Source organism: Novosphingobium sp. AP12 (assembly GCF_000281975.1).
GTDB lineage: Bacteria > Pseudomonadota > Alphaproteobacteria > Sphingomonadales > Sphingomonadaceae > Novosphingobium.
The window spans coordinates 83,797-95,856 of record NZ_AKKE01000156.1 but is presented as its reverse complement, the minus strand read 5'-3'; the positions used below and the strand labels follow the sequence as shown (position 1 = coordinate 95,856).

11 protein-coding genes are annotated in these 12,060 nt (G+C 67.0%); 5 read left to right on the top strand and 6 right to left on the bottom strand.

Annotation, left to right across the window (positions count from 1 at the left end; all coding sequences use genetic code 11):
- Positions 1 to 295: 295 nt before the first annotated feature.
- Positions 296 to 781 carry a DUF421 domain-containing protein gene (locus PMI02_RS22125; RefSeq protein ID WP_007687167.1) on the top strand — a complete coding sequence of 162 codons (486 nt, stop codon included), beginning with the start codon at positions 296 to 298 and terminating at the stop codon, positions 779 to 781.
- A gap of 39 nt (positions 782 to 820) precedes the next feature.
- On the opposite strand, the gene PMI02_RS22120 is transcribed toward PMI02_RS22125, so the two are convergent.
- The 5 genes from PMI02_RS22120 to PMI02_RS28275 all read right to left on the bottom strand — a co-directional run bounded on the left by PMI02_RS22120 (position 821) and on the right by PMI02_RS28275 (position 5,321).
- Positions 821 to 2,077, bottom strand: a complete 1,257-nt coding sequence (locus PMI02_RS22120; protein ID WP_007687166.1) for an MFS transporter — start codon at positions 2,075 to 2,077, stop codon at positions 821 to 823.
- Between the two features lie 72 nt (positions 2,078 to 2,149).
- Positions 2,150 to 2,590: a DUF2721 domain-containing protein gene (locus PMI02_RS22115; RefSeq protein WP_007687164.1), complete on the bottom strand. Its 441-nt coding sequence runs from the start codon at positions 2,588 to 2,590 to the stop codon at positions 2,150 to 2,152.
- An 18-nt stretch (positions 2,591 to 2,608) separates the two neighbouring features.
- A complete protein-coding gene (locus tag PMI02_RS22110) occupies positions 2,609 to 3,430 on the bottom strand; it encodes a class I mannose-6-phosphate isomerase (RefSeq protein WP_007687162.1) in 822 nt (273 codons plus the stop codon).
- Between the two features lie 10 nt (positions 3,431 to 3,440).
- On the bottom strand, positions 3,441 to 4,484 hold the full coding sequence (locus tag PMI02_RS22105) for a mannose-1-phosphate guanylyltransferase (protein ID WP_007687161.1): 1,044 nt from the start codon (positions 4,482 to 4,484) through the stop codon (positions 3,441 to 3,443).
- Positions 4,485 to 4,574: 90 nt separating this feature from the next.
- The gene (locus PMI02_RS28275; RefSeq protein ID WP_007687159.1) at positions 4,575 to 5,321 is read right to left on the bottom strand and encodes a TonB family protein; all 747 of its coding nucleotides are present in this window, start codon (positions 5,319 to 5,321) and stop codon (positions 4,575 to 4,577) included.
- A gap of 129 nt (positions 5,322 to 5,450) precedes the next feature.
- On the opposite strand from PMI02_RS28275, the gene PMI02_RS22095 reads away from it, so the two are divergent.
- Positions 5,451 to 6,170 (top strand): dienelactone hydrolase family protein, encoded by a 720-nt coding sequence (locus PMI02_RS22095; protein ID WP_007687156.1) that lies wholly within the window; start codon positions 5,451 to 5,453, stop codon positions 6,168 to 6,170.
- A 353-nt stretch (positions 6,171 to 6,523) separates the two neighbouring features.
- On the top strand, positions 6,524 to 9,049 hold the full coding sequence (locus tag PMI02_RS22090) for a TonB-dependent receptor (protein WP_007687155.1): 2,526 nt from the start codon (positions 6,524 to 6,526) through the stop codon (positions 9,047 to 9,049).
- A 105-nt stretch (positions 9,050 to 9,154) separates the two neighbouring features.
- Here the strand turns inward: PMI02_RS22090 and PMI02_RS22085 are convergent, their stop codons facing one another.
- Positions 9,155 to 10,225, bottom strand: a complete 1,071-nt coding sequence (locus PMI02_RS22085; RefSeq protein ID WP_007687153.1) for an aminoglycoside phosphotransferase family protein — start codon at positions 10,223 to 10,225, stop codon at positions 9,155 to 9,157.
- A gap of 136 nt (positions 10,226 to 10,361) precedes the next feature.
- Between PMI02_RS22085 and PMI02_RS22080 the strand changes: the two genes are divergently transcribed.
- The gene (locus tag PMI02_RS22080) at positions 10,362 to 11,570 is read left to right on the top strand and encodes a CaiB/BaiF CoA-transferase family protein (RefSeq protein WP_007687151.1); all 1,209 of its coding nucleotides are present in this window, start codon (positions 10,362 to 10,364) and stop codon (positions 11,568 to 11,570) included.
- Positions 11,570 to 11,986 carry a Zn-ribbon domain-containing OB-fold protein gene (locus PMI02_RS22075; RefSeq protein ID WP_007687148.1) on the top strand — a complete coding sequence of 139 codons (417 nt, stop codon included), beginning with the start codon at positions 11,570 to 11,572 and terminating at the stop codon, positions 11,984 to 11,986. Before PMI02_RS22080 ends, PMI02_RS22075 begins: the two co-directional genes overlap by 1 nt.
- Positions 11,987 to 12,060: the final 74 nt, after the last annotated feature.

Sequence of the window (12,060 nt, the reverse complement as noted above, 5' to 3'; positions counted from 1 at the left end):
TTTTTTTTAATGATACGGCGACCACCGAGATCTACACTCTTTCCCTACACGACGCTCTTCCGATCTGGCGCGGCATGAGCATCGACACCATCGCCCCCGACGCCGAAAGCGCCGAGGGACTGGACGGCACCTACAGCTACCACTTCGGCGCCGTGAAGGCGGGCGAGGCCCTGCGCATCAAGTTCGACGGCCAGATCCAGCCGCGCGCGCTGCGCGTGCTCGAAGGAGACATCACCATCGCGGACGACAAGACGGATCTCATCGCCATCCCGCTCTCGATCACGGTCCTGCCGTAATGGAGATCGTGATCCGCGCCTCGGTGATGTTCCTGCTGGTCTATGTGCTGCTGCGCCTGATGGGCAAGCGCGAGCTGGGCCAGATGGCGCCTTTCGAACTGGTCTCGCTGATCGTCATGGGCGACCTCATCCAGCAGGGCGTGACGCATCAGGACTTCTCGCTGACCGGCGCGACGCTGGCGATCTTCACTTTCGCCGCCTGGAGCTTCGCGCTCGGCCTCATCGCCCACCGGATCCCGAAGATGCGGCGCGTGCTCAAGAGCCGGCCGGTGGTGCTGATCCGCGAAGGCAAGCTGCTCCCCGCCAACCTCGACGAGGAGCGCATCGACACCGACGAGCTGGCCATCGAGATGCGGCTGGCGGGCATTTCCGGCCTGCACCAGATCGCCTGGGCCATTCTCGAGCCCGAAGGCAAGATCAGCTTCATCCGCAAGGACGACGCCGATCAGGACCCGCGTGCGGCAGACGACTCTCAGGTAGCCTGAGGGTAAAACTTTCCTCCCGTCGGAATGGAGGCCTGTCGGTCAGGGGAGGACTTCCTCCTCCTCCCACTTCGGCATCGGCGGCAGGGCGAGAAGCAGCGCGCCGCCCAGCGCGCAGGCGATCGCGCCCGCCCAGAGGAACGGCTCGTAGTTGCCCGCGACGTCGTAGACCTTGCCCGCTATCCACGGACCCAGCCCCGAGGCCAGCGCCACCAGCGCCGACATCACGCCGTAGATCATCCCGAAATTGCGCATGCCTGCGTATCCAGCGGTCAGGAACGCGGTGATCTGGGTCTTGGAGCCCGCCGCATAGCCGTTGATGATCATCGCCAGCAACAGCGCGGGCGTCGAATCGAGCCACCATATCAGCACGAAGAACGTCACCGCCGTGACGCCCATGGTCACGCTTCCGGTCCAGTTGGGACGGAACCTGTCGAGCAGCGCGCCGGTCACCAGCTTGCCGATGATCCCGGCGATGCCGCCCAGCGAGAGCAGCCACGCCGCCTGCGTGCGCGGCACGCCGGCCTCGGTCAGGATCGGGAAGAGATGCATGGCGAGCCCGATGGTCATGGCCATCACGATGAACGAGGAAACCGCCACCTGCGCCAGCGCAAGGCTGCGCAGCGCCTGCCGCTTGGTGAGGCCGGGGAGGATGACGACGGGGCGCGCCACCAGTCCCGCCTTCGCCTCCCTGGCCTTGCGGTCGTGCGCGTCGGTCAGGAACAGCCAGCACAGTACCAACGTGACGCCGCCCCAGCCGAGCCCGAACCAGACATAGGCCGCACGCCAGCCGAAACTCTCGATCAGGAAATTGCCGAGCGGCGGCACCAGGGTCTGCGCGATCGCCGGGCCGGTGACGGCAAGGCCGAGTGCGAGGCCCCTGCCCTTGCTGAACGCGCCCGCGACCGCCGTGGTCCAGATGGTCGACTTGATGCTGGTCAGGATGAACCCGAAGACCACCCACATCACCACCCATTGCGCCTTCGACCCGCTGGCGAAGGCGAACATGCAGGTCGCGCCCATGGTCACCGCGACGCCGGGCAGGCCGAGGCGGCGCGAGCCGAAGCGGTCGATCAGCGCACCGTAGAAGGGCGAGAGCAGCGCGGTCACGGCCGTGGCGATGGCAGGGCCCATCGACAGCGTCGCGCGGTCCCATCCGAACTCGCGCTCGAGCGGCTCGATGAACAGGCCGGTGGCGGAGAGCAGGACGGAGAAGAACGAGAAGCCCGCCATGGCCGCGATCACGATCGGCCAGCCGCGTCTCCACTCCTCCCGCGCGCCTTCGGTGCCTGTCCCCATGTGCCTCTCCTCTTGTGAGGCGACACTAGGCCAAACCACGCAATCTCCAACCGCCGCGGCGATGGCGGGGCGTTATATCTCGCGGTGCAGTTCGAGGTAGTCGCTGGGAATGCGCAGGGCCTTGGCGGCGACCTGCGTCTCGCGCAGGAACAGCACCAGCGCGACCAGCAGCAGCACGATCGAGGCAAGGAAGGTCATCGCCGCCGCCGTGTGCCAGTCCCGGCCGCTCAGCCCGGAGAGGAACAGGATCGCCACGGTCACGCCGATCGCCAGGCCCGAAAGCACCATCATGCGCACCGCCTGGGTGATGAGCGTGGTGCGCTGGTGGACGAGGCGCAGTTCGCTGACGATCATGTCGTGCTGCGGGCCTTCGGTGTTCGGATAACGCTCCTGCAGCAACCGCGCGCGATCCACCACGCGTCCCAGGCGTGAGGAGAGCACATTGAGGATGTTGCCGATCGCCACCAGCACGAAGACCGGAGTGAGGGCAAGCTGGATGGTCTGGACGATCATGTCGCCCTCCATGCAATATTATGGCTGCGCGGCACAGGGCCTTGCGAGAAGGCAGACGCCGTTATCCGCAAACCGGATATCGGCGAGGCTCCCCGCGAGCCCGCAGCCGCCGGGCGCGATCGTTTCGCCGGCGATCTCCACGGCGCTCTCACGCGGGATCACAAGCAGCGCGGCGGGGTAGCGGGCGGCGATCTCTGCCGTCGGCGCACCGGCGACCTGTTCGAGCACGAACAGCGGCCCGTCGACCAGAAGCAGCGAGCCGTGCGCGGGCACCCGCTTGTGCCAGCGATCGATCCCGTAAGGCTCGCCTTTCGCCACCGCCACCCCGTCCTCCAGATGCAGCTCGCGCGGGCGGCCGTAGTCGTAGAGGCGGTAGGTGATGTCGCTGTTCTGCTGCACTTCGATCAGGCTCACCCCCGCGCCGATGGCGTGGACGGTGTTGGCCGGGATGTAGAAGAAGTCGCCCGGCGCGACTTCGTACCAGCTCAGCAGGTCCTCGATCGACCCGTCGAGCGCGGCGTCGCGCATGGTCTCTGCCGAGATCGGCCCCCGAAAGCCCATGCCGAGCTTCGCGCCCGGCTCGGCCGCGACGATCAGCCAGCACTCTTCCTTGCCCTGGCGGCCGAGCCCGCGCTCGACAGTCTGCGCGTCGGTGGGATGGACCTGCACCGACAGCGCTTCGCTGGTGAAGATGTATTTGACCAGAAGCTCGGGCAGCGCGGCGGGCGGCTCGAACCAGACTTCGCCGATCCGCTGTCCCTCCGGCGCGGTGAAAGGCGCAGGGAGCACATCCTTGCCCCAGGGCTTCTCGACCTCCCGGATCGGCAGCGAGGCGCTCATCTGCGTAGGCTCATTGATTGACGGCTCCCGAAAGTTTGCCCACTTTCTGCACGCCTGAAACGGTGGTGATCATGATGTCGTTCCCGTCGATGACGACGATAACGTCCTCCAGCCCCACCACCGATACGCGCGGCCCGTCGCTGTCGACCAGCACGTTGCGGCAATCGACCATCTCGACCTCACCGACGCCGCGCGAGGAATTGCCGTCCTCGTCACGGTGCAGCGCTTCGTGGAGGGCGTGCCAGTTGCCGATGTCCGACCAGTTCATGTCGGCTGGCACCATGGCGGCGCGGGTAGTGTTCTCCATCACCGCATAGTCCACCGAATCGCTGGGGACCTGCGCGAAGAGGTCGGCGTTCGGATGGAAGCGCTGGCCATCCTCGCTCCCCTTGGCGACCGCTTCGGCGACGCCGGCGGCGATCAGCGGACGGTGGGCTTCCAGTTCAGCGATGAAGTCCTTCACCCGGAAGGCGAAGATGCCGCCGTTCCAGGCGTAGATGCCTTCCGCCAGGAATGCCTTGGCACGCTCGATGTCGGGTTTCTCGACGAACTGGGCGGTGCGGTAGCCGGTGTCGGAAATCGCCTCGCCGCGCTTGAGGTAGCCGAAGCCGGTCTCGGGCGCGGTCGCCTCGATGCCGAAGGACACCAGCCAGCCTTCCTCGGCGAGGTCGGCGGCGGCGCATGCGGCGAGTGCGAAGGCGTCCGCATTGCCGATGTGGTGGTCGCTTGGGCAGACCAGCATGACCGCGTCCTCGGGCAGGCGATAGGCCGCCAGCGCGATGGCGGCGGCGGTGTTGCGCGCCGCCGGTTCGACGATGACCTGCGCGCCCTCGATGTCGCCGAGTTGCGCTTCGACATGCTCGAGATGCATGCGGCCGGTAACCACCACCGGAGCCGCGAAGCCGCCGGATGCCGGGCATCTCGCAAGCGCCGCCTCGAACAGAGTGTTGTCGCCGACGAGCGGCAGGAACGGCTTGGGCTTGGCGGCGCGGCTGCGGGGCCAGAGGCGCGTGCCGCTGCCTCCACAAAGGATCACGGGAACGATAGTGGGCATGAAATCTTTCGCTCGTCGAGTGCGGGCACGGGGTGTCTTGATGTATAGACGGTGCCTGCTGCATTGCAACGTCACAGGCTTCGATATTGCTTAGTAAAACCAGCTTTGTCGCCAGCGATAGACTGCACTTATGGGTAATCCCTTAGCGTCGCGCGCGGGCCTGAAGCGGAAACGCTGCTGCGCCAGCTTGCAGGTGATGGCGTCGGCCTGCGCATCGGGGCTGGGGCGGACGATCCGGCAACCCGAGACTTTCCCGTCCGCCCCCACCGCAAGATCGATGGTCACGAAGGCGCCGATGCGCAGGTCGCGGGTCTTGCGGGGATAGTCCCTGGCGGAGCTGATATCTCCGGATATCTTGACCGTCGGCACCCCCGAGCCCCCGCCACCCGCGCCGCGCCCTTCGGATCCGGCGCCCGTCCCGTTGCCGGCCCCCGCCGCTCCGGTGCCCTCGCCCTGTGCGTTCGCACCGGCAGCGTCGGCGTCACCGCGCCCGGCGAGCGGCGGCGCCTGCGTGGGCCTGATGACGATCGGCGCGCTCGGCACGGCGGCGGTGCGCGGCTCGGTCCTGCGGCCGGGAGCGCCCGCGCGCCCCTCCTCTCTCGGCGCGGCCGATGGCGTGGGTTCCGGCGCAGGCGCCGGTGCGGGCGGCGGCGGCGGCTCGAGGTGGACCGAGAACGCCTGCGTCACGCTGCGCACGGCCTGCGCCGCCAGCTCAGGGGTGAAGGCCCGAACGAGCCCGGCGACCACCGCCAGGTGGATCACCAGCACCGCCGCCGCCACGCCCCAGCGCGGGCGGCGATCGCCGCGCGGCGGCACTGGGGAAGACGGGCACTTCATGCCTCGCCGATCGCACGCGCGGACAAGCGAGCGCAACCTTTGACAAGGCCGGGCGCCATCTGCATTCCCCGGCTCGACACTACGTTCGCATATACGACGGACCGGTGGCTGGCAGCAGGGAGACGCGCGATGACCGACACTTTCGAATCCGTTCAATGCACCCACCAGGGCGTGAGCCTCGAAGGCTTCATGCAGCGCCCCCTGGACGCCGAAACCCGCCCGGCGGTGATGATGTTCCCGGGAGCGACCGGGCCCGGCCCCGCTTTCCGTGATGCAGTGCGTAAACTGGCGGCCGAGGGCTATGTCGCGGTCGGCATCGACATGTACGGAAGCGACGCCGACGTCTCCAGCCCGCAGACGGCCGGCACGTACTTCGCCGAACTCATGACCCGCCCGCACGCCATCCGCGAGCGTGCCGTCGCTTGGTTCGACGCGGTCCGGGCCCTCCCCGGCATCGATCCGGGCCGGGTCGCGGCGGTGGGATACTGCTTCGGAGGGAAATGCGTACTCGAACTCGCCCGGAGCGGCGCGCCGGTGCGCAGCGTCACGAGCTTCCACGGCCTGCTCACCACGCATGCCCCGGCGCGGCCCGGCGCAGTATCCGCCCGCGTCGCGATCTGGTCGGGCGGGCGCGATCCCTATGCCCCGATCGCGGATTTCGACGCGCTGCGCGCCGAACTCGATACGGCGGGCGCCGATTACCAGGCGACGCTCTTCGCTCAGGCCCAGCACTCGTTCACCGACCCCGACCACGACGGTATCGCCGAGGGGATAGCCTATGACCTGACGGCACACCAAGTTGCCTGGAGCGGAACTCTCGCCCTTTTGAAGACGACCCTCGCCGCCTGACCGGCTGAACAGGTGTTACAAATACGCCACAACAGGCCGATAATTCACATTTCCGATGGAGATTTCACCATTGTGAACTGAAAAGGCCGCAGTTATTCTTGCAAACAGACGAGGGATTCGTAGTGTTTCCCCAAGCCAAGAACTGATGTCGGCATTCGGCACGATGGGGAGACAAGGATAGACGTCGGGGGGCGTCACACGCGGTCAATCCGCGGTGCACTGCAGTATGCCGGTCGGCCCCTCCCCAACATTTCGAATCCAATACGTAAATCAACGCGAACCGGAAAGCCGGTCGCGCAGCCGCATCAGTCGGCCGACGAAGAACAACAAGGTTTCCGGAGGAGAGGAAAATCATGATTACCAAGCATATCAGGAATGCATTGATGCTCGGCGTTGCATTCGGCGGGACATACGCGGTGCCCGCGCTCGCGCAGAGCTCCGAGGCGATCAACCCGGGCGACATCATCGTCACCGCGCGCCGTACCGAGGAACGCCTCCAGGACGTTCCGATCTCGATGACCGTCTATAGCGGCGACCAGATCCAGAAGCGCAACATCGCCGTAGCCTCCGATCTTGCCGCCTTTACGCCGTCTCTCTCGGTCAACACCCGCTACGGCCCCGAAAAATCGACTTATTCCATCCGCGGCTTCAACCAGGACGCCTCCACCGCGCCGACCGTGGGCGTCTACTTCGCCGACGTCGTGGGCGTGCGCGCGCAGGGCGGCACGGCGGGCGGCAACACCGTCGGGGCCGGCGCCTTCACCGACCTCCAGAACGTCCAGGTCCTCAAGGGGCCGCAGGGCACGCTGCAGGGCCGCAACACCACCGGCGGCGCCGTCATGCTGGTGCCCACCAAGCCGACCGACACACTCGAGGGCTCGCTCGAGGGCACTTACGGCAACTACGACCAGATGCGCGTCCAGGCGGTGTTCAACGCCCCGCTCGCCGACACCTTCAAGGTCCGCGTCGCGATCGACCGCAACGAGCGTGACGGCTACATGAAGAACCAGTCAGGCATCGGCCCCAAGGACTTCAACGACGTCAATTACTTCTACGGCCGCCTCAGCATCGTCGCGGACCTGACGCCGGAACTCGAGAACTACACGATCTTCCACTACAGCCGTTCGGACACCAACGGTTACGCCTCGCACTACGAGTTCTGCGACCGCAATCCTGCCTCGCCGCTCGCCGGCGGCAGCCTCACGCGCTACTACACCGCGATTGCCGCCTGCGACCAGATCGACCGCCAGGCCGCCCGCGGCGACGGCCAGCTCGACGTCGAGGTGGGCAACGAAAACCCGCGCATGTTCCTGCGCCAGTGGCAGGCGATCAACACCACCACCTGGCAGGCGAGCGACACCCTGACGGTCAAGAACATCGTCAGCTACGGCGAGTATCGCGAGCAGAGCCAGTTCCAGCTCTACAGCGACAACTTCTTCATCCCGAACACCTCGGTGACCCAGTTCTTCGCCTCGCGCGGCGGACCGCAGCCGGGCTCGCGCTTCGACTACATCCAGCTGGGCACCCAGCCCGGCTATGACGCCGCGGCGGGATCGACCACCACCGAGGAACTGCAGCTGCAGGGCCGCTCCGCGGACGGCAAGTTCAACTTCGTGCTCGGCGGCTACCTCGAATTCAGCCGCCCGATCGGCTACAACCAGCAGCGCACCGGCATCTACGGCAACTGCGTGGACCCGGGCACTCTCAACTGCGTGGGCGGCCTGCCGCTGGTTCCGATCGCTCCGGGCGTCACCGTGCCGGGCTCGATCATCTCGGAATCGCGCACCAAGTTCGACTTCGACAACCACGGCATCTTCGCGCAGGGCACCTACCACTTCACCGAAAAGCTGGCGCTGACCGCGGGCGGCCGATGGACCTTCGACAAGATCGACGGTTATTCGGAAAGCAACCGCTACACCCTCGCCACCATTCCCGGTGTCGGCACGCGGACGGTGCAGCGGGTCTGCAACGACGTGCTTAACCACCCCACCGTCAACCTGATCACGAATGGGGGCGACACTTCGGCTTGCGGCACGCGGATCGTCAACAAGTCGAACAAGCCGACCTGGCTGATTGACCTCGACTTCAAGCCCACAGCCGACACCCTGTTCTACGCCAAGTACGCGCGCGGCTATCGCCAGGGCACGGTCAACTTCACCAACCCCGGCCTCGAAACCGCGCTGCCCGAAAAGGTCGACGCCTACGAAGTGGGCGCGAAGCTGACCTTCCGCGGCGCGCTCCCCGGCTACTTCAACGTCGCCGGCTTCTGGAACGACTTCTCGAACCAGCAGGTCTTCGGCGCGCTCATCGCCAAGCAGGGCAGCGGCCTTGCCGGCGGCGCGGCGATCATCAACGCGGGCAAGTCGGTCATACGAGGCGTCGAGGTCGATGCGGGCGTGAGCCCCACGCAGTGGCTGCGCTTCTCGGCGGGCTACACCTACCTCGACACCGAGCTGAAGGAACTGGTGGCGCCGACCCTCTCGCCGGACAGCCCGTTCGAGGCGATCATCCCGCGCGGCCAGATCGGCGGCGACCTCACCTACTCGCCCAAGCACAAGCTGACGCTCTCGGGCGACATCAACCTGCCGCTGGGCGATAACGTAGGCGAGCTCAATCTGGGCGCGATCTACACGTACACGTCCAACCAGCTGGTGGACGGCAACAACAAGATCCCGGGCTACAGCCTGCTCAACCTCAACGCCGGGATCAGCGACATCGGCGGCACCGGTTTCGACCTGGTCGCCTTCGCGCAGAACATCACCAACGAGAAGTACCGCACAACCTCGGGCGGCGGCTTCGAGTCCTCGGGCATCGGCGACTTCATGTACGGTCCGCCGCGCATGTACGGCCTGCGCCTGAAGTTCGCCTTCGGCAGCTAACCCGGACAAAGAACCCCGCGCCTACCGAGTGGCGCGGGGTTCGAAACGGCCTTCGGGCCAGACTTGAGCCACGCCCCGCCGGGCGTGGCTTTTTCATGGACGGCGCTACGCCGCGCCGAGCAGCCCGAAACTGTCGTGGCGCGTGACCGCCTTGCCGAGCCGGTCGACGAACTGGACGATGATCGGCGGGTCGACGCGCCGGGTGATCGACCACAGGTAGTAGCCGTAGGTCACGCCCTCGCGGTACTGCGCCCAGGCGCCTTCCTCGGCCGGCATGTCCATGCCGTGCGCGCGCATCATGGCGAGGTATTCGCCGAGCAGGCGGCGCTCCTCGACCTCGGCCACCTCGGTCGGCAGCACCGCGTTGAGATGATAGGCCACGTCGAGCGCCCAGCCGCCGCGCTGGAGAAGCTGCCAATCGATGATCCCCATGCCCTCGCGGGTACGGAACACGTTGCCCGCGTGAGCATCACCGTGGATCATGAACTGCGGCCGCTGGCCGTCGCGGCGGGCCAGTTCCTTTATCGCCACCGACAGGTTGGCGGCGCTGCGCACCGTGGGGCCGAGGTTGTCGCCGCGCGGCCCGTCGAGCAGTTCCTGCAGGGCCTCGGGCGTCACGTAGCTCATCTGCGCAAGCTCCGCCGCGCGGGGGCGGATCCACTCGGCTCCGTCGAGGAAGCTGCTGCGCGCATGGAGCAGCGACAGCTGCCCGAGACTCTCCACCGCGTCGTCGGCGGTGAACGGGTCGAGCGCGGAGCAGAATGTCGCGCCGTCCACGATGAGGTCGCGCATCAAGGTCACGGCCTGCTGCGCCTCGCGGTCGATCACGGTGGCGACGCATTCAGGCAGGCGCACGTCGACGGTGGGCGCAACCTTGTTGTAGAACTCCGCCTCCAGCACGCAGGTCGGCCCGCCGCGCGCGGTCATGGCGTCCACGTCGAGCAGGCCCTTGAGGCAGAAGCCCAGCGTCTCGCCGTCGTCGAAGGTCACCGCGAAGCGCACCTTGGTCGCGACGGTGCGAATCACCTCGACCTGCTCGACCTTGGCGATCGCCCGCCCGCCCGCGACGTCAGCGAGCGCGCCGACCAGCCACTGCGCGTCCAGCGCCTCCACCAGCGTGGCCGGCACCTCGACCTGCGGCTGCGACGGAAGCCGCCTTTCCAGAACCTGTGACATGCCTTCTCCCATTCTCGATATCTATTCGCTTGGCTTGACCTAATTCGCCATTTCGGTCCATCCTTCGCAATAGAGAATTTCAACGGTCGCGGGATAGTCACGCAAAAGGCCGGATCAAACGGGAGAAGCCGAGCCCATGGGCAAGCCGCTGGAAGGAATCAAAGTCGTCGAAGTCGCGATGTGGGCTTTCGTGCCCGCCTGCGGGGGCATGCTCGCGGACCTCGGCGCCGATGTCGTCAAGATCGAGCCGCCTACCGGAGATCCCCTGCGCGGGCTCAAGATCGGCGGCATGGGCTCGAGCACGATCGACTTCTCGTGGGAGAGCTACAACCGCGGCAAGCGCTCGGTCACGCTCGACCTCAAGCAGGAAGCCGGTCGCGCCGTGCTCTACCGGCTGCTGGCGGACGCCGACGTGTTCCTCACCAACCTGCTGCCACCTGCCCGCCGCGCCATGGCAATCGACGAGGCCAGCATCCGCGCCGCCTTTCCCCGGATCATCTACGCCAGCGGCAGCGCGCTGGGCCCCAATGGCCCGGACTACGAGAAGGGCGGGTACGACGCGATCACCTTCTGGGCACGCGGCGGCATCTCCTCCTCGCTCACCGATGCCGACGCGGCGCTGCCGGTCGGGCCTCCCGGCCCGGCGTTCGGCGATACGCTGTCGGGCTCGATGCTTTCGGGCGCGATCTGCGCCGCCATCGCCAAGCGCGCGCTGACGGGCGAGGCCTCCGCCGTCGACGTCTCGCTGCTGGGCACCGCACTGTGGTCGATGCAGCGCTACGTCTGCCAGGCGACGGCGGACGGCGTGCAGAAATTCCCCAAGCCGCCCGCCGACAAGCCCAACAATGTGCTGGTCAGCAACTACCGCACCTCGGACGGCCGGTTCCTGGCGCTGTGCATGTTACAGGCCGACAAGTACTGGGCGCCGTTCTGCGAGGTCGCCGGCCGCCCCGACCTCGCCGCCGACCCTCGCTTCGCCGATGCCGCCGCCCGGCGCGAGAACATCGCGGAGTGCTACGCCGAGGTGAAGGCACTGTTCGCCAGCAAGACCCTCGCCGAATGGAAGCAGATCCTCGCCCGCCAGCAGGGCCAGTGGGACGTCGTGCAGGACGTGGGCGAAATGAAGGACGACGTGCAGGCGCAGGCCAACGGCTACCTCAAGCACATCGACTACGGCGACGGCACCGAGATCCCGATGGTCGGCCTGCCGATGGTGTTCGACGGCGCGCCGCTCTCCTCCACCCGCTCGCCGGAACTGGGCGCGGACAGCGACGCGGTGCTGGAAAGCCTGGGTTATTCGGAGGACGAGATCATCGACCTCAAGGTGCAGGGCGTGGTGTTCTGATGAGCGAAGCACCTGTCCGGAAACTCCCGAAGCTCGAGCCCGAGACCGCGTTCTTCTGGACCGCAGGGGCCGACGGCGCCTTGCGCATCCAGCGCTGCACGGACTGCGGCACCTACCAGCACCCGCCCTTCCCGCTCTGCGCGAAATGCCACAGCGAGGCGGTCGCGCCCGAGGCCGTCTCGGGCAAAGGGCGCCTCGCCAGCTATACGATCAACCATGAGCCGTGGGTGCCGGGCCTTCCCGTGCCGTTCGTCTTCGGCGTCGTCGAACTGGCCGAGCAAGCGCAGCTCTACGTCTTCACCAACGTGCTGGCAGAAATCGACGCGGTGCGCGTGGGCATGCCGCTGACCGCCGAGTTCGAACGACATGACGATGTGTGGCTGCCGATGTTCCGCGAGGACGCGGCGCATGGGTAAGGTTCACGCGGAGGCGCGGAGGCGCGGCGAAGACGGAAGGGGTTCGCGCAAAGGCGCAAAGGCGCGAAGGGGTG